The 24270-nt window shown below is 69.5% G+C and carries 21 protein-coding genes; 12 read left to right on the forward strand and 9 right to left on the reverse strand.

Annotated features, from left to right (window positions below):
• The first annotated feature begins 42 nt into the window (after positions 1-42).
• The 6 genes from murJ (at position 43) to trxA (ending at position 7420) form a co-directional block, all read left to right on the forward strand.
• On the forward strand, positions 43-2448 hold the full coding sequence (gene murJ / locus ACGF3H_RS11760) for a murein biosynthesis integral membrane protein MurJ (protein WP_362486174.1): 2406 nt from the start codon (positions 43-45) through the stop codon (positions 2446-2448).
• A 140-nt stretch (positions 2449-2588) separates the two neighbouring features.
• Complete coding sequence (locus ACGF3H_RS11765) at positions 2589-4286, forward strand: protein kinase family protein (RefSeq protein WP_362486176.1); 1698 nt, start codon at positions 2589-2591, stop codon at positions 4284-4286.
• Between the two features lie 27 nt (positions 4287-4313).
• A complete protein-coding gene (gene sigM, locus ACGF3H_RS11770) occupies positions 4314-5039 on the forward strand; it encodes an RNA polymerase sigma factor SigM (RefSeq protein WP_362486178.1) in 726 nt (241 codons plus the stop codon).
• Positions 5036-5941 (forward strand): hypothetical protein, encoded by a 906-nt coding sequence (locus ACGF3H_RS11775; protein WP_362486180.1) that lies wholly within the window; start codon positions 5036-5038, stop codon positions 5939-5941. Before sigM ends, ACGF3H_RS11775 begins: the two co-directional genes overlap by 4 nt.
• 139 nt (positions 5942-6080) lie before the next feature.
• Positions 6081-7049 carry a thioredoxin-disulfide reductase gene (gene trxB / locus ACGF3H_RS11780; protein ID WP_362486182.1) on the forward strand — a complete coding sequence of 323 codons (969 nt, stop codon included), beginning with the start codon at positions 6081-6083 and terminating at the stop codon, positions 7047-7049.
• 38 nt (positions 7050-7087) lie between these two features.
• Positions 7088-7420: a thioredoxin gene (gene trxA / locus ACGF3H_RS11785; protein ID WP_362486184.1), complete on the forward strand. Its 333-nt coding sequence runs from the start codon at positions 7088-7090 to the stop codon at positions 7418-7420.
• Between the two features lie 78 nt (positions 7421-7498).
• Here trxA and ACGF3H_RS11790 read toward each other — a convergent pair whose 3' ends face one another.
• From ACGF3H_RS11790 to rpmH, 9 genes are all read right to left on the reverse strand, one after another.
• Positions 7499-8116, reverse strand: a complete 618-nt coding sequence (locus ACGF3H_RS11790; RefSeq protein WP_362486186.1) for a GNAT family N-acetyltransferase — start codon at positions 8114-8116, stop codon at positions 7499-7501.
• Positions 8117-8445: 329 nt separating this feature from the next.
• Complete coding sequence (locus tag ACGF3H_RS11795; RefSeq protein WP_362486188.1) at positions 8446-9549, reverse strand: ParB/RepB/Spo0J family partition protein; 1104 nt, start codon at positions 9547-9549, stop codon at positions 8446-8448.
• Complete coding sequence (locus tag ACGF3H_RS11800; protein ID WP_362486644.1) at positions 9546-10619, reverse strand: ParA family protein; 1074 nt, start codon at positions 10617-10619, stop codon at positions 9546-9548. Before ACGF3H_RS11800 ends, ACGF3H_RS11795 begins: the two co-directional genes overlap by 4 nt.
• Positions 10620-10951: 332 nt before the next feature.
• Positions 10952-11671 (reverse strand): 16S rRNA (guanine(527)-N(7))-methyltransferase RsmG, encoded by a 720-nt coding sequence (gene rsmG, locus ACGF3H_RS11805; RefSeq protein WP_362486189.1) that lies wholly within the window; start codon positions 11669-11671, stop codon positions 10952-10954.
• Positions 11672-11798: 127 nt separating this feature from the next.
• Positions 11799-12311, reverse strand: coding sequence for a R3H domain-containing nucleic acid-binding protein (locus ACGF3H_RS11810; RefSeq protein ID WP_362486191.1), 513 nt, complete (start codon positions 12309-12311; stop codon positions 11799-11801).
• Between the two features lie 15 nt (positions 12312-12326).
• On the reverse strand, positions 12327-13607 hold the full coding sequence (gene yidC / locus ACGF3H_RS11815) for a membrane protein insertase YidC (RefSeq protein ID WP_362486193.1): 1281 nt from the start codon (positions 13605-13607) through the stop codon (positions 12327-12329).
• A 3-nt stretch (positions 13608-13610) separates the two neighbouring features.
• On the reverse strand, positions 13611-13985 hold the full coding sequence (gene yidD / locus ACGF3H_RS11820) for a membrane protein insertion efficiency factor YidD (RefSeq protein WP_362486195.1): 375 nt from the start codon (positions 13983-13985) through the stop codon (positions 13611-13613).
• Entirely contained in the window at positions 13982-14353 is a 372-nt protein-coding gene (rnpA, locus tag ACGF3H_RS11825; RefSeq protein WP_362486197.1) for a ribonuclease P protein component, read from the reverse strand. Before rnpA ends, yidD begins: the two co-directional genes overlap by 4 nt.
• 21 nt (positions 14354-14374) lie before the next feature.
• Positions 14375-14512, reverse strand: a complete 138-nt coding sequence (gene rpmH, locus ACGF3H_RS11830; protein WP_003975051.1) for a 50S ribosomal protein L34 — start codon at positions 14510-14512, stop codon at positions 14375-14377.
• A gap of 377 nt (positions 14513-14889) precedes the next feature.
• Here rpmH and dnaA point away from each other — a divergent pair, with 377 nt between their 5' ends.
• The 6 genes from dnaA to gyrB all read left to right on the forward strand — a co-directional run bounded on the left by dnaA (position 14890) and on the right by gyrB (position 24229).
• On the forward strand, positions 14890-16875 hold the full coding sequence (dnaA, locus tag ACGF3H_RS11835; protein ID WP_362486199.1) for a chromosomal replication initiator protein DnaA: 1986 nt from the start codon (positions 14890-14892) through the stop codon (positions 16873-16875).
• Positions 16876-17801: 926 nt separating this feature from the next.
• Positions 17802-18932, forward strand: coding sequence for a DNA polymerase III subunit beta (gene dnaN, locus ACGF3H_RS11840; protein ID WP_362486201.1), 1131 nt, complete (start codon positions 17802-17804; stop codon positions 18930-18932).
• A 208-nt stretch (positions 18933-19140) separates the two neighbouring features.
• Positions 19141-20016 (forward strand): phosphogluconate dehydrogenase (NAD(+)-dependent, decarboxylating), encoded by an 876-nt coding sequence (gnd, locus tag ACGF3H_RS11845; protein ID WP_362486204.1) that lies wholly within the window; start codon positions 19141-19143, stop codon positions 20014-20016.
• Between the two features lie 36 nt (positions 20017-20052).
• Positions 20053-21174, forward strand: a complete 1122-nt coding sequence (recF, locus tag ACGF3H_RS11850; RefSeq protein ID WP_362486206.1) for a DNA replication/repair protein RecF — start codon at positions 20053-20055, stop codon at positions 21172-21174.
• Entirely contained in the window at positions 21171-21743 is a 573-nt protein-coding gene (locus tag ACGF3H_RS11855; RefSeq protein WP_362486208.1) for a DUF721 domain-containing protein, read from the forward strand. The genes recF and ACGF3H_RS11855 overlap by 4 nt, the downstream gene beginning before the upstream one ends.
• A gap of 425 nt (positions 21744-22168) precedes the next feature.
• Positions 22169-24229: a DNA topoisomerase (ATP-hydrolyzing) subunit B gene (gene gyrB / locus ACGF3H_RS11860; protein WP_362486210.1), complete on the forward strand. Its 2061-nt coding sequence runs from the start codon at positions 22169-22171 to the stop codon at positions 24227-24229.
• Positions 24230-24270: the final 41 nt, after the last annotated feature.

Consider the following 24270-nt stretch of genomic DNA (forward strand, 5'->3'; position numbering starts at 1 on the left):
ATGTCGTGGCCGGTCGGCCCGGGACGATGAGGTGGGGTAACCATGAACGCGCCGTACGACGGTGACCGCGGTCAGGCCGTGGACGGCTCGGGCCACCCCGAGGGTCCGGTGCCCGACCACGGCCAGACGCCGCCGCAGCCGCCCGCGGACATGTACCTCCAGGACGCCTACGACCAGGATCCCTATCGGGCGCAGGACCTCTCCGCCCAGGACCCGGTCTCCGAGGCGCTCTACGACCGCGCCGCGCACCCCCCGCCGCCCCCGGGTACGTACCCGCAGCAGCCGCTGTACGGCGCGCCGTCCCAGTCGCCGTACGCCCCCGACCCGCGCGTCTGGGCCCAGACCCCGGCACCCGAGCCGGAGGGCCCCACCCAGTACCTGCCGTACGGCGACGATCCGCGCACGACGCAGTTCGTCGGCGTGGACGACCTGGTCACCCAGGCCGGCGAGCAGCGCCATGAGCCGGACGCCTTCGCCCACCTGTTCCGGGACCAGCAGCAGGGTGGCGGTCACCCGTCCTACGACGACCAGGCGGCCGTTCCCTCACCCGCACCCACTCCGGGGCAGTACGGCGCGGCACCGGGACCGGACCAGTACCGCGGCCCACAGGGCCCCGGCCCGTACGCGAACACGCCGGCCCCCGGCCCGTACGGCGGCACGGCCGCGTCACCCGGCCCGTACGGCGACACCGCCGCGTCACCCGGCCCGTACGCGGCACCCGCGCCGGGCCAGTACGCGGCGGCTCCCGCTCCGGAGGCGGCCCAGGCGCCGGTCCAGGAAGCCGAAGCCGCCGCACCGGCCGCCGCCCCCAAGAAGGGCGGCCGTGCGGGCGGCCTGCTGAAGTCCAGCGCCGTGATGGCGGCGGGCACGATGGTGTCCCGGCTGACCGGGTTCATCCGCTCGGCACTGATCGTCTCGGCGCTCGGCGTGGGCCTGCTCGGCGACACCTTCCAGGTCGCCTACCAGCTGCCGACCATGATCTACATCCTGACGGTCGGCGGCGGCCTCAACTCGGTCTTCGTACCGCAGCTGGTGCGGGCCATGAAGGACGACGACGACGGCGGCGAGGCCTTCGCCAACCGCCTGCTGACGCTGGTCATGGTGGCGCTCGGCGCGCTCACCGTGATCACCGTCTTCGCCGCCCCCCTCCTGATCCGGTTCCTGTCCAACCCGGTCGCGAGCAACCCGGCGGCGAACGAGGTCGGCATCACCTTCGTCCGCTACTTCCTGCCCTCGATCTTCTTCATGGGCCTGCACGTGGTGATGGGGCAGGTCCTCAACGCCCGCGGCAGGTTCGGCGCGATGATGTGGACCCCGGTCCTGAACAACATCGTCATCATCGTCACGCTGGGCATGTTCATCTGGGTCTACGGCACCGCGGAGACCTCCGGAATGAAGGTCACCAGCATCCCGCCGGAGGGCCAGCGTCTGCTCGGCATCGGCGTGCTGCTGGGTCTCGTCGTGCAGTCGCTGGCGATGATCCCGTACCTGCGCGAGACCGGCTTCCGGATGCGGCTGCGCTTCGACTGGCGGGGCCACGGACTCGGCAAGGCCGTCACGCTCGCCAAATGGACGGTCCTGTTCGTCCTCGCCAACCAGGCGGGCGCCATGATCGTCATCCAGCTCTCCACGGCCGCGGGCACGGCGTCCCCCGTCGACGGCACCGGCTTCGCCGCCTACGCCAACGCACAGCTGATCTGGGGTCTGCCACAGGCCATCATCACGGTCTCCCTGATGGCCGCCCTGCTGCCGCGCATCTCGCGCTCGGCGTCCGAGGACGACGGCGGCGCGGTCCGCGACGACATCTCCCAGGGCCTGCGCACGACGGCCGTCGCCATCGTGCCCGTCTCCTTCGGCTTCGTCTCGCTCGGCATCCCGATGTGCACGCTCATGTTCGGCTCCTCGGGCACCAGCGAAGCCACCAACATGGGCTACATGCTGATGGCCTTCGGCCTCGGCCTCATCCCCTACTCCGTGCAGTACGTCGTCCTGCGCGCCTTCTACGCCTACGAGGACACCCGGACGCCCTTCTACAACACGGTCATCGTGGCCGCGGTCAACGCTGCCGCGTCCGCCCTGTGTTACGTCCTGCTGCCCGCCCGCTGGGCCGTGGTCGGCATGGCCGCCGCCTACGGCCTGGCCTACGTGATCGGTGTGGGCGTCGCCTGGCGCAGGCTGCGCAAGCGGCTCGGCGGGGACCTCGACGGCGCCCGGGTGCTGCGGACGTACGCGCGGCTGTGCATCGCCTCGGTCCCGGCCGCCCTGCTCAGCGGAGCCGCCTGCTACGGGATCGGCCACACCCTCGGCCAGGGCGTCGTGGGGTCCCTCGCCGCCCTGCTGGCCGGTGCGGTGCTCCTGTTCGGCGTCTTCTTCGTCGCCGCCCGCAGGATGCGGATCGAGGAGGTCAACTCGCTGGTCGGTATGGTGCGCGGACGCCTGGGACGCTGAGACCGAGGGTAGGCGCACAACCATCGTCCGCCGCCGTGTGTCGTGCATAGCGGCGGACTGTGGGCACAATTGGGTTCGGCGTCGGGCTGCGCGCATCGGGAGTCGGTCGGCGTGCATCGAATGGGGAGGCAGGAACGACGGTGGCGGAACGGAGCACAGCTGCCGTCGACGTGGCAGACAACAGCGGCGAGAAGCCGCTGACCGCACAGGCGGACCAGTCCACGGCCGACGGGGTGGCCAACAACCGGGAGCGGGACACGGACAGCGACGAGGCACAGGGCAGCCGCACGAGCGAGGATTCCGGCAAGGCCTCGCCTCCCGAACTGCACAGCGGGCACAAGCTCGCCAGACGCTACCGCCTCGAGGAATGCGTCACCCGTCTGGACGGCTTCAGCAGCTGGCGCGCCGTCGACGAGAAACTGCGCCGCGCCGTCGGAGTCCACGTCCTGCCGGCGGACCACACGCGAGCCCGTTCCGTGCTGGCCGCCGCACGCTCCGCCGCTCTTCTCGGCGACCCTCGTTTCGTCCAGGTACTGGACGCCGTCGAGGACAACGACCTCGTCTACGTCGTCCACGAATGGCTCCCCGATGCGACCGAACTGACCGCGCTCCTCGCCGCCGGCCCGCTCGACGCGTACGACGCCTACCAGATGGTGAGTCAGGTCGCCTCCGCGATGGCCGCGGCTCACCGCGAGGGCCTCGCCCATCTGCGCCTGAACCCCAACGCCGTGCTGCGTACGTCGACGGGCCAGTGGAGGATCCGCGGACTGGCCGTCAGTGCCGCACTGCGCGGCATCAGTTCCGACACCCCGCAGCGCACCGACACGGAGGCCATCGGTGCCCTGCTGTACGCCACGCTCACCCAGCGCTGGCCGTACGAGAGCGACGCCCACGGCATGGCGGGCCTGCCCAAGGACATCGGTCTGATCCCTCCGGACCAGGTACGCGCCGGTGTCCACCGCGGCCTGTCCGAGCTGGCCATGAGGGCACTCGTCAACGACGGCGCCACCGCCTCGCGCCACGAGTCCCCGTGCACCACGCCCGAGGAGCTGGTCAAGGCGATCGGTGAGATGCCCCGCATCCGGCCGCCGGAGCCGACCTTCACCACTCCGCCCGCGTACCAGCGCACGTCGTACCAGCAGGGCACGTACGGCCGCCCGGCTGCGCACCCCGGCGTCACCCAGCCGGTGCCGACGCCACCGCCCCCGCTGCAGAGCCGCACCGGCAAGGCCCTGAAGTGGACCGTCTCCGCCCTGCTGATCGCCGCGCTGGGCCTCGGCAGCTGGCAGCTGGCGGACACCCTCATGGAGCGGGGCGGCAAGGCCGACGACCAGAACCGGACCCAGACGACGGACGGCGACGACAAGAGCCCGAAGATTCCGGTGTCCGGCAAGCCGATCACCATCAGCGGAGCCCGGGACTTCGACCCCTTCGGCGACCAATCCGAGAAGCCGTCCGAGATAGAGAACGTCTACGACGGCAGTTCCTCCACGTACTGGCAGACGGACTACTACCTCAGTTCCGACTTCGGCCGCCTCAAGTCGGGGGTCGGCGTCATCGTGGACCTCGGCAAGGTCCAGCAGGTCGGCAAGGTGACGGTCACGTTCGTCGGGAGCACGTCCGTCGAGCTGCGCAGCGCGGGGGCGGACGCCACCGCGGAGCCGACGTCGTTCGACGACTACGACAAGGTCGCCGAGGGCTCCGGGACGACGGTGGAGCTCAAGCCCGACAAGGCTCTCCAGAGCCGGTACCTACTGGTGTGGCTGACCGATCTGCCGAAGCAGGCGGACACCGGGGAGTGGCGCGGCAGGCTGGCGGACGTCAAGGTGACCAGCTGACGGCGGCTGCCGCGAGGAGAGGGCGTGATGGCGGACGGCACGAGTGGTGAGGACCTGACCGATCACGAGTTGCTCGCCCGCCACGTCGAGGGCGATCCCGACGCCTTCGGTGAACTCGTCCGCCGCCACCGCGACCGGCTCTGGGCGGTTGCCCTGCGCACCCTGGGCGACCGCGAGGAGGCCGCTGACGCGGTCCAGGACGCCCTCGTCTCCGCCTACCGGGCCGCACACACCTTCCGCGGGCAGGCGGCCGTCACGACGTGGCTGCACAGAATCACCGTGAACGCGTGCCTTGACCGTGCCCGCAAGGCCGCCTCCCGCAAGACCGCCCCGGTCGACGACGCGGAGCGCCTGGAGCAACTGCTGGAGCCGCACGAGTCGGCGTCCGCCCCCGCCGAGCGCAACGACCTGCACCGCCAGCTCGTCGAGGCCCTGGGGACACTGCCCGCCGACCAGCGGGCGGCTCTCGTCCTCGTCGACATGCAGGGGTACCCCGTCGCCGAGGCAGCGCGGATCCTCGATGTGCCGGTCGGCACGATCAAAAGCCGGTGTGCCCGTGGCAGAGCCCGGCTTCTGCCGCTGCTCACCCACCTGCGTCCGGACGGCAACGGTGACGACGGCAAGCCCGGCCCCGAGCGGAACCGGACGCCGGGCGCATCCGTCCCACCCGCAGCGGGACCGCACCGGACGGATCCGCCGGGAGCAGGCCACAGCGATTCAGCCGCAGTGAAGGGCGGAGGTGGACGAGCGTGACGTCGTCGACGACAGACACGGCCGGGCATCCGGACGTCGCGGAGATCTCCGACCTCGCCGAAGGCCTGCTGACGCCCTCGCGGACCACGGACGTACGACGGCACCTGGAGTCCTGCGAGCTCTGTGCGGACGTCCACGCGTCACTGGAGGAGATCCAGGGGCTGCTCGGAACGCTGCCCGGACCCCAGCGGATGCCTGATGACGTGGCGGGTCGCATCGACGCCGCCCTCGCCGCCGAAGCCCGGCTGGGTGCCACAGCGCCGGCGGTCTCGGCAGCGGCGGCAGCCGAGGGGGACGAGGACCACGCCGACACGCATGTTTCACGTGAAACATCGGCGGCGGACCGCCCCTCCGGTCACGCCCGCACTGCCACCAGGGGCCCGGGCCGCAAGAATCGCAGGCGCATCGGACGGCGCAGGATCGCCGTTCTGGGTGCGGTGGCCGCGGCGGCCGCCCTGGGGATCGGCTCCGTGATCGTGTCGTCGGTCACGGGAGGCAGCCCGCCCGAGGACACCGCCCACGGGCCGCAGACCGCGCCCGTGGACACCTTCTCCGAGAGCAGACTGCAGAAGCAGGTCACCGAGCTCGTCGGCGACGGGCAGGGCGCACGGAGCGGCTCTCGGACGCCGCACAGCTTCGGCACGTCGTCCGAGACGGAGAATCACGTCCTCACACAGCCGACGATCGTCCCCGAGTGCGTCCAGAAGGCCATCGGCCGTGACGACGCGGTGCTCGCCACGGAAGAGGGCGTCTACAAGGGCAAGGAAGCACTGCTCGTGGTGCTGCCGGACGCTCTCAACGACAACCGGGTCACCGCCTACATCGTGGACTCCGCCTGCGTCGAGCAGCCCGCCGTCGGCAAGGCCACGGTCCTCCTGGAGCACAGCTACACGCGGCCCTGAGCCACACCTCCTCGTCGCCCGCCGTGTGCCCGGACACAGTGGGAATGCGCGCCCCTTAGGATCCGTTGGGTGGGGTGAGAGCTCCGACAGAAGCTCCACCCGGACCTGAAGACGCAGTCCAGAGACGAGGAATGAAGCCGTGAGCGACGTCCGAAACGTGATCATCATCGGCTCCGGGCCCGCCGGCTACACGGCGGCGCTCTACACCGCACGCGCGTCGCTGAAGCCGCTGGTGTTCGAGGGCGCCGTCACCGCGGGCGGCGCCCTGATGAACACCACCGAGGTGGAGAACTTCCCGGGCTTCCAGGACGGCATCATGGGCCCCGAGCTCATGGACAACATGCGCGCCCAGGCCGAGCGCTTCGGCGCCGAGCTCGTGCCGGACGACGTCGTCGCCGTCGACCTCACGGGGGAGATCAAGACCGTCACCGACACCGCGGGCACCGTCCACCGGGCGAAGGCCGTCATCGTGACCACCGGCTCCCAGCACCGCAAGCTCGGTCTGCCGAACGAGGACGCCCTGTCCGGCCGTGGCGTCTCCTGGTGCGCGACGTGCGACGGCTTCTTCTTCAAGGACCAGGACATCGCCGTGATCGGCGGCGGTGACACCGCGATGGAGGAGGCCACGTTCCTCTCCCGGTTCGCCAAGTCCGTGACGATCGTCCACCGCCGCGACACCCTGCGCGCCTCCAAGGCGATGCAGGAGCGTGCCTTCGCCGACCCGAAGATCTCGTTCGTCTGGGACAGCGAGGTCGCCGAGATCCAGGGTGACCAGAAGCTCTCGGGCCTGAAGCTCCGCAACATCAAGACCGGCGAGCTCTCGGATCTCGCGGCGACCGGCCTGTTCATCGCCATCGGTCACGACCCGCGTACCGAGCTCTTCAAGGGCCAGCTCGACCTGGACCCGGAGGGCTACCTGAAGGTCGACGCCCCCTCGACCCGCACCAACCTGACCGGCGTCTTCGGCGCCGGTGACGTGGTCGACCACACCTACCGGCAGGCGATCACCGCCGCCGGCACCGGCTGCTCCGCCGCCCTCGACGCCGAGCGCTTCCTCGCCGCGCTCACCGACGAGGACAAGGCCGAGCCCGAGAAGACCGCTGTCTGATCCCCATCCGCCCCACACAACCAGTTAAGGAGCCCGCCGTGGCCGGCACCCTGAAGCAAGTGACCGACGCCTCCTTCGAGCAGGACGTCCTCAAGAGCGACAAGCCCGTCCTGGTGGACTTCTGGGCCGCCTGGTGCGGACCGTGCCGCCAGATCGCTCCGTCCCTCGAGGCGATCGCTGCCGAGTACGGCGACAAGATCGAGATCGTCAAGCTGAACATCGACGAGAACCCGGGTACGGCCGCCAAGTACGGCGTCATGTCCATCCCGACGCTGAACGTGTACCAGGGTGGCGAGGTCGCCAAGACCATCGTCGGTGCCAAGCCCAAGGCCGCGATCGTCCGCGACCTCGCGGACTTCATCGCCGACTGACGTTTCACGTGAAACATGAAGGGGCCGGCCCTCCCGGGCCGGCCCCTTCGTGTTGCGGCCCATGCCGGGCTCGGCAGGTCACAGCGGCCGCAGCACCGGCTCCTTCTGGACGGCCCCGAGCAGCCGGTCCAGCGCATGCTCCACGTCTTCCTTCCACGACAACGTTGACCGAAGCTCCAGCCTCAGCCGCGGATGGTAGGGATGGGGCCGGACCGTCTTGAAGCCGACGGCCAGCAGATGATCCGCCGGAAGCACACAGGCGGGCTCCTTCCAGCGGGCATCCCCGAAGGCCTCGATCGCCTTGAAGCCGCGCCGCAGCAGGTCCTTGGCGACCGTCTGCACCATCACTCGCCCCAGCCCCTGCCCCTGGTACCCCGGCATCACGAAGGACGTCATCAACTGCACCGCATCGGGAGCGACAGGACTGGTGGGAAACGCCATCGAGCGCGGAACGTAGGCGGGAGGGGCGTAGAGCATGAAGCCCACCGGTACGTCATCGACGTAGACCACCCGGCCGCAGGACCCCCAGTCCAGCAGGACGGCAGAGATCCAGGCTTCCTTCTCCGCGGCAGACGTCCCCGCCGTTATCGCGGCTTCGCCGCTGACGGGATCCAGCTCCCAGAAGACACACGAGCGACAGCGCTGGGGAAGGTCCTGAAGGTTGTCCAGCGTGAGCGGTACGAGCCGACGCCCCATGAAGGCTGTTCCTCGCTTCCTTCGCCCGTCGCGTCGCGGGCGGCTGTGAGAGCACCCCGTTCCCTGAGCAGGCTGCCGATGAAGCCCCCGACCGCGCCCAGTCCCAAACCCGCGCTCACCAGTCCGGTGCGGCTCATCGTTCGCATGGCCCCTGCCTGCCTCTCAGAGGTACTGCCGGGTGATTGCGCCATCTGAGACGCATCGTATCCACGATGGGAAGGGCTGAGCACCGGCGAAAGGCAAAGGGCGGGCCGTGTTCCGGTACGCACCGAACACAGCCCGCCCATCGGCAACCGGAGCACCGTCAGGTGATCCCGCCTGCCCGTGGATCAGGACTCGCTCTCCTCGGCCTCCCCGTCCACGAGGCCCTTCTGCAGCACGGGGCCCTCACCGGGAGCGAGGCTCCCCAGGATCCGCTCGAGGTCCTCCATGGAGGCGAACTCCACGGTGATCTTCCCCTTCTTCTGCCCCAGGTCGACCTTCACCCGCGTCTCGAAGCGGTCCGAGAGCCGGGTCGCCAGCTCGGACAGCGCCGGCGAGACGAGAGCGCCGGCCCGCGGCCCCTTGGCCCGCTGCGGCTTCTGCGGCCGGGAGCCCATCAGGGTCACGATCTCCTCGACCGCCCGTACCGAGAGTCCCTCGGCCACGATGCGGTGGGCCAGCCGCTCCTGCTCCTCCGAGTCCTCGACGGAGAGCAGCGCCCGAGCATGCCCGGCAGAGAGCACGCCGGCGGCCACGCGGTTCTGCACCTTCGGAGAGAGCTTCAGCAGACGCAACGTGTTGGACACCTGCGGGCGGGACCGGCCGATGCGGTCCGCCAGCTGGTCATGGGTGCAGTTGAAGTCCTTCAGCAGCTGGTCGTAGGCGAAGGCCTCCTCCAGCGGATTCAGCTGGGCGCGGTGCAGGTTCTCCAGCAGCGCGTCCAGGAGCAGCTGCTCGTCCTCCGTGGCCCGCACGATCGCCGGGATGGCCTCCAGCCCCGCTTCACGGCTGGCCCGGAGACGACGCTCACCCATGATGAGCTCGTACCGCCCGGGGCTCGTCTGCCGGACGACGACCGGCTGAAGGAGGCCGACCTCCTTGATGGAGGTCACCAGCTCGGCGAGGGCGTCGTCGTCGAAGACCTTGCGCGGCTGCCGCGGGTTCGGAGTGATCGAGTCCAGGGGCACTTCCGCGAAGTGCGCCCCCAGGGGAGGCGCGGGCATGCCCGCCGCGGACGTCGGCGCAGACTCCCCTGTTGTTTCACGTGAAACAGAGGGCAGCGTGGCCACCTTCGCCGCCGCCACTCCCCGGTCGTTCGGCAGCCCGGGCACTCCCGAGGGGGAAGCGGACGTCGCATTCCCCAGGGCCGCCGATGCCACCGACTTCTCGGTCGGGGCTGCGGGAATCAGTGCCCCGAGACCACGGCCCAACCCCCTTCGTCGCTCACTCACTGGATCCCCTCCACCATGTTCGGGTCATTCTGGGCGCCGAGGTGTGCCTGAGCCGGGTCGTACGTGACCCCCACACCTCTCAGCGCGATCTCGCGTGCCGCCTCCAGATAGGAGAGGGCTCCGCTCGATCCTGGATCGTAGGTCAGCACGGTCTGCCCGTAGCTGGGGGCCTCGGAGATACGGACCGAGCGCGGGATGCTCGTCCGCAGGACCTCTTCGCCGAAGTGGCTGCGTACCTCGTCCGCGACCTGCGACGCCAGCCGCGTCCGACCGTCGTACATGGTGAGCAGGATCGTCGACACATGCAGAGTGGGGTTGAGGTGCCCCCGCACCAGATCGACGTTCCGCAGCAGCTGCCCGAGTCCTTCCAGCGCGTAGTACTCGCACTGGATCGGAATCAGCACCTCCTGGCCCGCGACGAGCGCGTTGACCGTCAGCAGGCCCAGCGAGGGCGGACAGTCGATGAGGATGTAGTCCAACGGCTGCTCGTACGCCTGGATCGCCCGCTCCAGCCGGCTCTCCCGCGCCACCAGGGAGACCAGCTCGATCTCCGCACCGGCGAGGTCGATGGTGGCGGGCGCGCAGAAGAGACCTTCGACATCGGGCACCGGCTGGACGACCTCGGAGAGCGGCCGGCTCTCGACCAGCACGTCATAGATCGACGGAACCTCGGCGTGGTGGTCGATCCCCAGCGCGGTGGACGCATTGCCCTGCGGGTCGAGGTCGACGACCAGGACGCGGGCCCCGTGGAGCGCCAGCGACGCGGCGAGATTGACGGTCGTCGTCGTCTTGCCGACGCCGCCCTTCTGGTTGGCGACCACGATCACGCGGGTCTGCTCGGGCCGTGGCAGGCCCTCACCGGCTCGACCCAGAGCCTCGACCGCCAGTTGGGCAGCTCGACCGATCGGAGTGTCGTCCATCGGAGACGGTGTTTCACGTGAAACATCCGCCCCCATCGACTCGGTACGGGGACCGGGGACCGGATCGGTCATCGGTCCCGCGATGTTGGCGTCGGACCGCAAGGATTCACTCTCCTCGACTTCAGGCTCGCAATGGACAGAGCCTCCCATGCCTTCGGGGTCGTGAACCAGTGAGGCCTGACGTTCTGTGGAGAAATCCACCTCTGTGGACAACTCCGTACCCCGCGAGAGGGTCGCCTCCTCGGAAGAGTCCGGTTCGTCCGCAAGAGAACCGAGAGGCCTCTGGTCGCGGGGTTCGGCCGCGGCGCGACCGCGGCTGATGATGCCGTGCAGCAGTGAGCGACGTTTCACGTGAAACACGATGCACAGCACCTGAGGGCGAACCGCCGCGACACTCCGGCATGCGTAGGCGGGGAGGCTTGTGTGGAGTACGCCGCGTCGTCAGGACGGGGCCGACAGCACGGATCGGCCCCGCCACATGATCAGCCTCGTCGGCGGCGCGCCCGACCGGTCCGGGCCGCCTTGGCACGCTTCGCGGCGAAGCGCACACCTCCGGGGCTCTCCCCGACCTCGACGCGCACCACAGTGGACTGCGGATCCACGACGCCTTCACCCACATGCAGGATCGACGTCTCCACCGCACCGAGCTTGCTCAACGCCGTGGCCGCGGCCTTGAGCTCCTCCTCGGCCGTGTCGCCCTTGAGGGCGAGCATCTCACCGTACGGGCGCAGCAGCGGGATGCCCCAGGTCGCCAGGCGGTCCAGCGGCGCGACGGCACGGGCCGTCACCACATGCACCGGCGGGACCTTGCCCATGACCTCCTCGGCCCGGCCTCGCACCACGGTGACATGGTTCAGACCCAGCAGCTCCACCACCTCGGTCAGGAAGTTGGTGCGCCGCAGCAGCGGCTCCAGGAGCGTGATCTTCAGGTCGTCCCGGACGAGCGCCAGCGGAATCCCGGGCAGCCCGGCGCCCGAGCCGACGTCGCACACCGTCACTCCCTCGGGCACGACCTCCGAGAGCACCGCGCAGTTCAGCAGGTGCCGCTCCCACAGGCGCGGGACCTCACGGGGACCGATCAGGCCCCGCTGCACTCCCGCCTCGGCGAGCAGCTCGGCATAGCGGACCGCATCCGCATAGCGATCACCGAACACCTCACGTGCCTGCTCGGGCACAGGGGGAAGCTCCGCTGCCTCCGTCACGGGGGGACCGTCCTTCCGTACCGCACCGGCGCACCGGGCGCCGATGCCAGAACCACCAGAACTATCAGGCTGACAAAATTCGGCCCCGCCTGCGCTACAGACGGGGCCGGAAAAACGTGGTGACCGATCAGGCGGGAAGCACGACGACGAAGCGCTGCGGCTCCTCGCCCTCGGACTCGCTGCGCAGTCCCGCGGCCTTGACCGCGTCGTGCACGACCTTGCGCTCGAACGGCGTCATGGGCTGCAGCCGCACGGCCTCGCCACTGCTCTTGGCCTCTGCCGCGGCCTTCGCACCCAGCTCGGAGAGCTCGGTGCGCTTCCCGGCCCGGTAGCCCGCGATGTCGAGCATCAGCCGGCTGCGGTCCCCGGTCTCCCGGTGCACGGCCAGGCGCGTCAGCTCCTGAAGAGCCTCCAGCACCTCACCGTCCCGGCCGACCAGCTTCTGCAGATCACGACTGTTCGAGTCGCTGATGATCGAGACAGAGGCACGGTCGGCCTCGACGTCCATGTCGATGTCGCCGTCCAGGTCGGCGATGTCGAGCAGACCCTCCAGGTAGTCCGCGGCGATCTCGCCCTCCTGCTCGAGGCGAGTCAGGGTGTCTGCACCCTCGGCAGCGGCGGAGGTGGTGCCTTCCGTCACGGGATGGACTCCTTCTTACTTCTTCGACGGGGACTTGGGCCGCTGCGGGCCCTTGCGCTGTCCGGACTGGGCCTTGCTGCGGCCACCGCCGCCGGGCTTCTGAGCGGACTTCTTGGCTGCGGCGGGCTGGGTGCCCGGCGTGGCGTCCTCCGGCTCGTCGGCCTTGGTGAGCGAGGTCTTCGGCTCGGCCTCGCCGGCCGCCTTCGTGGACTGCCGCTGGGACTTGCTCTGCCGCTTGGGCTGCTGACGCTTCGGCGTGCCCGTCGTGACGGGTGCACCGTCCTCGGTCTGCGCGGCGACAGCGGCGTCGTTCTTCACCACGGTGCCGTCGGGCTGAGCCGCAAGGCCCGCCTTGTTCAGACCGTTGATGAACTTGCGCTCGAACTCGTTGCGGTCCCGGCCCTTGGCGACGATCGCCTTCACGATGGCCTTCTCACCGCGGCCACGCGTCTTGCCGTGCTCGGTGACGTGCTTGTGCAGGCGCTCCAGGTAGGCGGCCTGGGCCTTGGAACCCGGGGTCGGGTTGTTGCGGATGACATACATCTGCTGGCCCATGGTCCACACGTTGGTGGTCAGCCAGTAGACGAGGACACCGACCGGGAAGTTGATGCCGAAGACGGCGAACATGACCGGGAAGACGTACATCAGCATCTTCTGCTGCTGCATGAATGGCGTCTTCACCGTCGTGTCGACGTTCTTGGTCATCAGCTGGCGCTGGGTGAAGAACTGCGACGCCGACATCAGGACGATCATGATGGCGGTGACGACGCGGACGTCGGTGATGGAAGACCCGAGAGCCTCCACCTTCGAGGCGCTGTCGGTGAACTTCGCCGCGAGCGGGGCACCGAAGATGTGGGCCTTCTGCGCGCTCTCCAGCAGGCGATCGTTGATCACACCGATGGTGTCACCCGTCGCGATGCCGTTGAGCACGTGGTACAGGGCGAAGAAGAACGGGGACTGCGCCAGGATGGGAAGGCACGAGGAGAGCGGGTTGGTACCCGTCTCCTTGTACAGCTTCATCATCTCTTCGGACTGACGCTGCTTGTCGTTCTTGTAGCGCTCCTGGATCTTCTTCATCTCCGGCTGGAGCGTCTGCATCGCGCGCGTCGACTTGATCTGCTTCACGAAGAGCGGGATCAGGCAGATGCGGATCAGAATCACCAGGGACACGATGGACAGGCCCCAGGCCCACCCTGTGTCAGGGCCGAAAATGGCGCCGTACACGCTGTGGAACTGGACGATGACCCAGGAGACAGGTGTCGTGATGAAGCTGAAGAGGCTGGCAATCGTGTCCACTAATCATGCTCCTTGGGCATGGGACTGGGTCTCTGCGGCCGGGCTCGAAGGACTGGACGGACTCGTGGGAGAAGCCTGCCCCTCGGTGGCCGGTTCGGCGGCGGAGGGCCCGCCCCTGCGTGCACGCCAGGCGTCACGCAGCATTTCGTGCCATCGCGGGCGCTTGCGCGGCGGAACGTGGTCCACCCCGCCCAGCGACCACGGGTTGCACCGCAGGATGCGCCAAGCCGTGAGTGCCGTTCCCTTGATGGCACCGTGCCGGTCGATGGCCGTGTAGCCGTAGTGGGAACACGACGGGTAGTACTTGCAGACCGGCCCGAGCAGTGGACTGATCGTCCACTGGTACAGCTTGATCAGAGCCAGCAGCGGGTACTTCATCGCGCGCCCCCTCCCAGTAGCCGCGCCAGGGCGGCGTCCAGGTCTCGGGCCAGCTGTGCATGGTCGGCGTCGCCCGCACCGGGCAGCGCTCGTACGACTACCAGGCTACCGGGGGGAAACAGGTCGACCCGGTCGCGCATCAGATGGCGAAGCCTGCGCTTCACCTTGTTGCGCACCACCGCGCCACCCACGGCTTTGCTCACGACGAAACCCGCACGTGTCGGGGGAGCGCTCTCCCCAGGCGCGTGCGGGTCCGTGGCACCGCTTCGAAGGTGGACGACGAGAGCCGGGCGGCCGGCCCGGCGGCCTCGTCGTACCGCGGTCGCGAAGTCCTCGCGCCGCCTCAGCCGGTTCTCGGTGGGCAGCACGATGTCATGACCTGACCGGGATCAGGCGGACAGACGGGCGCGACCCTTGCTGCGGCGGGTCGCGAGAATCGCGCGGCCGGCACGGGTGCGCATACGCAGCCGGAAGCCGTGGGTCTTGGCGCGACGACGGTTGTTCGGCTGGAAGGTGCGCTTGCTCACTCGGGGGCTCCAGAAAGAATCGGGGTTGGCGGGGTGCCGTCCTGGCTGTCACCGTGCGCCCACGAGTAGCTCTCGTCACGCCCGAGTGCACCGCTTTTTCGATCACCTTGGACGTGACCTGTGCCCATCGGAGGCAGGCGGCAGCAGCCATCGACAACTCGACCTGGTTACGGTACGTGAGACTGCGCCATTCGGTCAAACCAGAGGTGACCGAGGCACACTTGTCCACAGGCTGGGGACAACGACTTGAACCCTACCGGTCGCGCTGACTACCGTGACTGAACTCCGATTCGTTCCCTTATCCCTGCCCCACCCGAGTTTCATCCCGACCCGTCCCCGAATCACACCTTCGAGGGACTCGTGAGAGAGCGTGCCCTGTGGCTGACGTACCTGCCGATCTTGCCGCAGTGTGGCCACGCGTACTGGAACAGCTGCTCGGGGAAGGCCGCGGGCAGGGGGTCGAATCGAAGGACGAGCACTGGATCCGCCGCTGCCAGCCCCTGGCACTGGTCGCCGACACCGCTCTTCTCGCCGTACCCAACGAATTCGCGAAGGGCGTGCTCGAGGGCCGCCTGGCCCCCGTCGTCAGCGAGACGCTGAGCCGGGAGTGCGGCCGCCCCATCCGCATCGCGATCACCGTCGACGAGACCGCGGGCGAGCCCCCCGCGCCGCCGGCGCCCCCCGCCCGTCCCCAGCCGCGCTACGAGGAGCCCGAGCTCCCGTCCCCCGGCCAGCCGGGAAGCGGAGCGGGCCAGAACGGCCCGGGCCCCCACGGCCGCGACGACTACGAGGGATACGGCCGCCACCGCGCCGACCAGCTCCCCACCGCACGTCCCGCCTACCCGCAGGAGTACCAGCGCCCCGAGCCCGGCTCCTGGCCCCGCCCGTCCCAGCAGGACGACTACGGCTGGCAGCAGCAGCGCCTCGGCTTCCCGGAGCGGGACCCGTACGCCTCGCCGCAGCAGGACTCGTACGGCCCGCCGCCCCAGGACAGCTATTCCTCACCGCAGCAGGACTCCTACTCGAAGGACTCCTACTCCCAGGACTCCTACGGCCAGGAGCCGTACCCCCAGGACGCGTACCCGCAGGACCGGCGCCCCCAGGACCGCCGCCCCCAGGCGCCGGAGCGCTCCCCGTACGACCCCCAGCGCACCGACTACGACCAGCCCCGCGGTGACTACGACCAGCGCGGCGCCCGGCGCGACCTCCCCGAGCCGCCGCCCGGCTCCGGCCACGTCCACCGCGGCGGCCCCGTCGGTCCCGGGCCCGCCACCGGCGCTCCCGGCCCCCTGGCCGCACAGCCGGCGCCGGCGACCGGCCCCGGCGAGCCGACCGCGCGGCTCAACCCGAAGTACCTCTTCGACACCTTCGTCATCGGCGCCTCCAACCGCTTCGCCCACGCCGCGGCGGTAGCCGTCGCCGAAGCACCCGCCAAGGCGTACAACCCCCTCTTCATCTACGGGGAGTCGGGCCTCGGCAAGACCCACCTGCTCCACGCGATCGGGCACTACGCGCGCAGCCTCTACCCCGGCACGCGCGTGCGGTACGTGAGCTCGGAGGAGTTCACCAACGAGTTCATCAACTCCATCCGCGACGGCAAGGGCGACAGCTTCCGCAAGCGCTACCGCGAGATGGACATCCTGCTCGTCGACGACATCCAGTTCCTGGCGGACAAGGAGTCGACGCAGGAGGAGTTCTTCCACACCTTCAACACGCTCCACAACGCGAACAAGCAGATCGTCCTGTCCTCCGACCGGCCGCCCAGGCAGCTGGTGACGCTCGAGGACCGGCTGCGGAACCGTTTCGAATGGGGCCTGACGACCGACGTCCAGCCGCCCGAACTGGAGACGCGCATCGCGATCCTGCGCAAGAAGGCGGTACAGGAACAGCTCAACGCCCCGCCCGAGGTACTGGAGTTCATCGCCTCCCGCATCTCGCGCAACATCCGCGAGCTGGAGGGGGCACTGATCCGGGTCACGGCGTTCGCGTCGCTCAACCGGCAGCCGGTCGACCTGGGCCTGACCGAGATCGTCCTCAAGGACCTGATCCCCGGCGGCGAGGACTCGGCGCCCGAGATCACGTCCACGGCCATCATGGGCGCGACCGCCGACTACTTCGGCCTCACGGTCGAGGACCTGTGCGGCACCTCCCGCGGGCGCGCGCTGGTGACGGCGCGCCAGATCGCCATGTATCTCTGCCGCGAGCTGACGGACCTCTCCCTGCCGAAGATCGGCGCGCTGTTCGGCGGCCGTGACCACACCACGGTGATGCACGCCGACCGCAAGATCCGCAATCTGATGGCCGAGCGGCGCTCCATCTACAACCAGGTGACGGAACTGACCAACCGCATCAAGAACGGCTGACGGCCGCCGCCCGCGAGGGCCGGCCACGCGTCCTGGAGGCGCCCCTGGGAAGCCCGGGGGCGCCTTTTCGCGCCCCGGACGCGGCGCGGCGGACCCTTCGCGGGTGCCGGGAAGGTCCCCACGCCTGCTCCGCCCGGCCCGCCGCTGTTCGAATACCTGCCGGGTTACGGCCTCTCTCCACAGATTGGGCGACTTTTTCCCCTCCACAGCTTGGGGACCGGGAAGTTGTCCCGATTCTGTCCACAGGGTGGGCTGTTGAGGAATGATCAGGGCAGGTCAGCCCCCTGTGGATCCGTGGACAAAAGATCTCCACAGGCTGTGGACAACGGAAAGTTCCCCAGCCCGCCCGTCAAGTTGTCCACCGGGAACCCACAGGCTGGGGGCGGTTGTCCCCAGCGATCACCGGCTTCTCCACATGGCTGTCCACTGTTCGGCAACCCGACGCGGCTCCTCACCGCCCCGAGTGAAAGGCGTCACACCAAGGTGCCTGATTGGGCTGTGGGAAAGGTGGGTAAACCTGGGGACGGCGTTGGGGAGAAGTCGCCCTCCCCTGTGCACGGCGTGTGCAGAACTTTCTGTTCTCCACAGAGACGCCCGGTTGTCCACCGGCTCCGCCCACAGGCCCCGTGGACAAAATTCCTGCCCTGACCTGCGAAAACGCGGTTATCCACGGTATCCACAGGCCCTACTACTACTCCCGACTAGAGAGAGAGCGGGAATCGTTTCGAAGCGGGACCTGTGCACAACTCGCTCTCTCGAGCCCGACCGCCCCTCGTCGCGACTTGACCCCGAAGGGCACCTACTGTCAGTGCGGTGCGTCAGACTGGTCCCCGGTGTTCTGCCCCCCGACGGGGCCGGCGACACCGGGTCAGACGACGAAGGCGAAGCAGGGCGAGAAGCGCCGGCAACAGCAGGAGGCGGCAACGGTGAAGATCCGGGTGGAACGCGACGTACTCGCGGAGGCAGTGGCCTGGGCGGCTCGCAGCCTCCCGGCCCGTCCGCCGGCGCCGGTCCTCGCGGGCCTGCTGCTGAAGGCCGAGGAGGGGCAGCTGAGCCTGTCCAGCTTCGACTACGAGGTCTCCGCGCGGGTGTCGGTGGAGGCGGAGGTCGAGGAGGAGGGCACGGTCCTCGTCTCCGGCCGGCTGCTCGCCGACATCTCCCGCGCCCTGCCCAACCGGCCGGTGGAGATCTCCACAGACGGTGTACGGGCGACGGTGGTCTGCGGCTCCTCGCGCTTCACCCTCCACACCCTGCCGGTGGAGGAGTACCCGGCCCTGCCGCAGATGCCGAACGCCACCGGCACCGTCCCCGGCGAGGTCTTCTCCGCCGCCGTGCAGCAGGTCGCCATCGCCGCCGGCCGGGACGACACGCTGCCCGTCCTCACCGGTGTGCGCATCGAGATCGAGGGCGACACGGTGACGCTGGCCTCCACCGACCGCTACCGCTTCGCGGTCCGCGAGTTCCTGTGGAAGCCGGAGAACCCGGAGACCTCGGCGGTCGCCCTGGTGCCCGCCAAGACGCTCCTGGACACCGCCAAGGCTCTGACCAGCGGCGACCAGGTGATCCTGGCGCTGTCCGGGTCGGGTGCGGGTGAGGGCCTGATCGGTTTCGAGGGCGCGGGCCGCCGGACGACGACCCGGCTGCTGGAGGGCGACCTCCCGAAGTACAAGACGCTCTTCCCGACGGAGTTCAACAGCGTCGCCGTGATCGAGACCGCCCCGTTCGTGGAGGCCGTCAAGCGCGTGGCCCTGGTCGCGGAGCGCAACACCCCGGTGCGGCTCAGCTTCGAGCAGGGCGTGCTCATCCTGGAGGCCGGCTCCAGCGACGACGCACAGGCTGTGGAAAGGGTCGACGCCCAGCTGGAGGGCGACGACATCTCGATCGCCTTCAACCCGACGTTCCTGCTGGACGGCCTGAGCGCGATCGACTCGCCGGTGGCCCAGCTGTCCTTCACGACGTCCACGAAGCCGGCGCTGCTCAGCGGCAGGCCCGCGCCGGACGCCGAGGCGGACGAGGCCTACAAGTACCTGATCATGCCGGTGCGGCTGAGCGGCTGACCGGCCGCTGACCGGCCGAGGCCGTCCGAGTCGTCCACAGGCTGAGGACAAAGCCCCAGGTGAGGGCATACGCATGAGCGCGTATGCCCACAGCTGTGCACGGGGGTCCGGGTTTAGGCTCGTACGCGGGTACGAAAGTGCCGCGGCACGCATCCGCCGGGTGCGGGCGTGCCGCCACGCCACCTCGCAGACCTAAGGAACGCAACTGATGGAGCTCGGTCTCGTCGGCCTCGGCAAGATGGGCGGCAACATGCGCGAGCGGATCCGCCGCGCGGGCCACACCGTCGTCGGATACGACCGCAATCCGGATCTCGCGGACGTCCACAGCCTGGAAGAGCTTGTGGGCAAGCTCAGCGCGCCCCGCGTGGTCTGGGTGATGGTCCCGGCCGGTGAGCCCACCCAGGCCACCGTCGATCAGCTGGGGGATCTGCTGGAGCCCGGCGACGTGGTCGTGGACGGCGGGAACTCCCGCTGGACGGACGACGAGAAGCACGCCGAGGAGCTGGCGGCCAAGGGCATCGGCTTCGTGGACTGCGGAGTCTCGGGCGGTGTCTGGGGCCTGGAGAACGGCTACGCGCTGATGTACGGCGGCGACGCGGAGAACGTCGCCAAGGTGCAGCCGGTCTTCGACGCCCTCAAGCCGGAGGGTGACTTCGGCGCCGTGCACGCGGGCAAGGTGGGCGCGGGCCACTTCGCGAAGATGGTCCACAACGGCATCGAGTACGCGATGATGCAGGCCTACGCCGAGGGCTGGGAGCTGCTGGAGAAGGTCGACTCCGTGGAGAACGTCCGCGAGGTCTTCCGCTCCTGGCAGGAGGGCACGGTCATCCGCTCCTGGCTGCTGGACCTGGCGGTCAACGCGCTCGACGACGACGAGCACCTGGAGGGGCTGCGCGGTTACGCACAGGACTCCGGTGAGGGACGCTGGACGGTGGAGGCCGCGATCGACAACGCGGTGCCGCTGCCGGCGATCACCGCGTCGCTGTTCGCGCGGTTCGCGTCCCGGCAGGACGACTCGCCGCAGATGAAGATGATCGCCGCGCTGCGCAACCAGTTCGGCGGTCACGCGGTGGAGAAGAAGTAAGCAACACCCGAAGGTTGGGGAGGTCGGCGAACGACCATGCACGTCACGCATCTGTCGCTGGCCGACTTCCGTTCGTACGCCCGGGCCGAGGTCCCGCTGGACCCGGGCGTCACCGCCTTCGTCGGCCCCAACGGGCAGGGGAAGACGAATCTCGTCGAGGCGGTCGGCTATCTGGCCACCCTCGGCAGTCACCGGGTCTCCTCGGACGCGCCGCTCGTGCGCATGGGCGCCGAGCGTGCGGTGATCCGGGCGCAGGTGCGGCAGGGCGAGCGGCAGCAGCTGGTGGAGCTGGAGCTGAACCCGGGCAAGGCCAACCGCGCCCGGATCAACAGGTCGTCGCAGGTCAGGCCGCGTGACGTGCTCGGCATCGTGCGGTCCGTGCTGTTCGCGCCCGAGGACCTCGCGCTGGTCAAGGGGGACCCGGGTGAGCGGCGCCGCTTCCTCGACGAGCTGATCACCGCCCGTTCCCCGCGCATGGCCGGGGTGCGCTCGGACTACGACCGGGTCCTCAAGCAGCGCAACACCCTGCTGAAGTCGGCCGCGCTCGCCCGCAGGCACGGTGGGCGCACGATGGACCTGTCCACGCTGGACGTCTGGGACCAGCACCTGGCGCGGGCGGGCGCCGAGTTGCTGGCGCAGCGCCTGGACCTGATCGCCGCGGTGCAGCCGCTGGCCGACAAGGCGTACGAGCAGCTGGCTCCCGGCGGTGGTCCCCTCGCGCTGGAGTACAAGCCGTCGGCGCCCGGCGAGGCGCACACGCGCGAGGACCTCTACGAGCAGCTGATCGCCGCGCTGGGCGAGGCGCGGAAACAGGAGATCGAGCGGGGCGTCACGCTGGTCGGCCCCCATCGGGACGACCTGGTGCTGAAGCTCGGCCAGCTGCCCGCGAAGGGGTACGCCTCCCACGGTGAGTCGTGGTCGTACGCGCTGGCGTTGCGGCTGGCGTCGTTCGACCTGCTGCGGGCGGAGGGCAACGAGCCGGTGCTGGTGCTCGACGACGTGTTCGCCGAGCTGGACGCGCGGCGCCGGGAGCGGCTGGCCGAGCTGGTGGCGCCCGGGGAGCAGGTGCTGGTGACCGCCGCGGTGGACGACGACGTGCCGCACGTGCTGGCGGGGGCGCGGTTCGCGGTGACGGAGGGGACGGTGGAGCGCGTATGAGCGCGGAAGGGCCGGTCCCCGGGAACTCCGGTGGCGAGCAGGGCAAGGGCGGCAGGGCCCCCGAGCCGTCGGGCGTGGACCTGGCGCGGGTCGCGCTGAGGGCGGCGCGGGAGGCGGCACGCGCGCGGGGGGACGCGGCGCAGCAGAAGCGGCAGGCACGGCGCGGCGGGCTGCGCTCGGGCGCGCGCGCGGACGGCCGTGACCCGATGGCGCTGGGGTCGGCGATCAACCGGCTGATCACGGAGCGCGGGTGGGAGACGCCGGCCGCGGTCGGCGGTGTGATGGGCCGCTGGCCGCAGATCGTGGGCGAGGACGTGGCCAAGCACTGTGTGCCGGAGCGGTACGACGAGGACGAGCGGGTGCTGGTCGTCCGGTGCGATTCGACGGCCTGGGCGACGAATCTGCGGCTGCTCGCCCCGACGCTGGTGGCCCGGCTCAACGAGGACCTCGGGCACGGCTCGGTGCGGGTGATCAAGGTGCAGGGTCCCGGTGGTCCGGGCGGTTCCGCCCGGCGGTACGGACCGCTGCGCGCGCCGGGCAGCAAGGGCCCGGGGGACACCTACGGGTGACCCCTCCGCCCGGGCTGCGGGTTGGTGAGGTACATCACATCTTCGGGTGCGCGGGGCCCGCGCGGAGCGCCGGCCCCCGGTGCGACGTACTCCCGCACACGGTTGCGAATCCCGATCTGACTCCCAAGTAGCCAAGGGTTGACGCCTCGAAGCGCTGAGTGCCGTCGTGAGCCTCTTGAGGCCCCCATCCGCATATCGGGAGTCGGGAGAGGCTCGTTCAGGGCGGCACATGCGAACTCAGGCACCGGCAAACCCCCATCAGTGTCAGTGCTACCGGTAGAATGGAAGACAATCCCGCCCCGAACGTGGGGACCGTCCGGGACAAGCTGAGCAACGCTGATCAAGGCTTACCAACGCAACATGCCGCAGCCGCTCCGGCAACCCGCCGACGAGCCCGGCTCGTGCTGTGCCAGAAAGGGCGCTTCGTGGCCGATTCCGGCAACCCCAACGAGAACAACCCGTCCACCGACACCGGCGTGAACGACCCGGTGAGCACCGCCGACGGCGAAGCTCCCGCCTCGTACGACGCCAGTGCCATCACCGTCCTCGAGGGTCTGGACGCGGTCCGCAAGCGACCCGGCATGTACATCGGCTCGACCGGTGAGCGCGGCCTGCACCACCTGGTGCAGGAGGTCGTGGACAACTCCGTCGACGAGGCGCTGGCCGGTCACGCGGACACCATCGACGTGACGATCCTCGCCGACGGCGGCGTCCGGGTCGTCGACAACGGCCGTGGCATCCCGGTGGGCATCGTCCCCTCCGAGGGCAAGCCCGCCGTCGAGGTCGTGCTGACCGTGCTGCACGCGGGCGGCAAGTTCGGCGGCGGTGGTTACGCGGTCTCCGGTGGTTTGCACGGCGTGGGCGTCTCCGTCGTCAACGCCCTGTCCACGAAGGTCTCCGTCGAGGTGAAGACCGACGGCTACCGCTGGACGCAGGACTACAAGCTGGGTGTCCCCACGGCACCGCTCGCGAAGCACGAGGCCACCGAGGAGACCGGCACGACGGTCACCTTCTGGGCCGACGGCGACATCTTCGAGACCACCGACTACTCCTTCGAGACGCTCTCCCGGCGCTTCCAGGAGATGGCCTTCCTCAACAAGGGCCTGAAGATCAACCTCACCGACGAGCGCGAGTCGGCGAAGGCCACGGCCGGCGCGGACGAGGCGGGCGAGGACGAGAAGCACGAGGTCAAGAGCGTCTCGTACCACTACGAGGGCGGCATCGTCGACTTCGTGAAGTACCTCAACTCCCGCAAGGGAGAGCTGGTGCACCCCAGCGTGATCGACCTCGAGGCGGAGGACAAGGACAAGAACCTGTCCCTCGAGGTCGCGATGCAGTGGAACGGCGGCTACACCGAGGGCGTGTACTCCTTCGCCAACATCATCCACACGCACGAGGGCGGTACGCACGAGGAGGGCTTCCGTGCGGCGCTCACCTCGCTGATCAACAAGTACGCGCGCGACAAGAAGCTGCTGCGCGAGAAGGACGACAACCTCACGGGCGACGACATCCGCGAGGGCCTGACGGCGATCATCTCGGTGAAGCTGAGCGAGCCCCAGTTCGAGGGCCAGACGAAGACGAAGCTCGGCAACACCGAGGTGAAGACCTTCGTCCAGAAGATCGTCTACGAGCACCTGACCGACTGGCTCGACCGCAATCCGAACGAGGCCGCGGACATCATCCGCAAGGGCATCCAGGCGGCCACCGCGCGCGTCGCGGCCCGCAAGGCACGTGACCTCACCCGTCGCAAGGGCCTGCTGGAGTCGGCGTCGCTGCCGGGCAAGCTGTCGGACTGCCAGTCGAACGACCCGATCAAGTGCGAGATCTTCATCGTCGAGGGCGACTCCGCCGGCGGTTCGGCCAAGTCCGGCCGCAACCCGCAGTACCAGGCGATCCTCCCGATCCGAGGCAAGATCCTCAACGTGGAGAAGGCGCGCATCGACCGGATCCTGCAGAACCAGGAGATCCAGGCGATGATCTCCGCGTTCGGCACCGGTGTGCACGAGGACTTCGACATCGAGAAGCTCCGCTACCACAAGATCATCCTGATGGCGGACGCCGACGTCGACGGCCAGCACATCAACACCCTGCTGCTGACCTTCCTGTTCCGCTTCATGCGGCCGCTGGTCGAGGCCGGCCACGTGTACCTGTCCCGTCCGCCGCTCTACAAGATCAAGTGGGGCCGGGACGACTTCGAGTACGCGTACTCGGACCGTGAGCGCGACGCGCTGATCGAGATGGGCCGCCAGGCCGGCAAGCGCATCCGTGAGGACTCCGTGCAGCGCTTCAAGGGTCTCGGTGAGATGAACGCCGAGGAGCTGCGCGTCACGACCATGGACCAGGAGCACCGCGTGCTCGGCCAGGTCACGCTCGACGACGCCGCGCAGGCCGACGACCTGTTCTCGGTGCTGATGGGCGAGGACGTCGAGGCCCGGCGCGCGTTCATCCAGCGCAACGCCAAGGACGTCCGCTTCCTCGACATCTGAGTCGGTCTCAGCTGACCGCACCAGGAAGGACCTTCACCAGC

This window comes from Streptomyces sp. NPDC048185 (assembly GCF_043202495.1).
Lineage (GTDB): Bacteria > Actinomycetota > Actinomycetes > Streptomycetales > Streptomycetaceae > Streptomyces.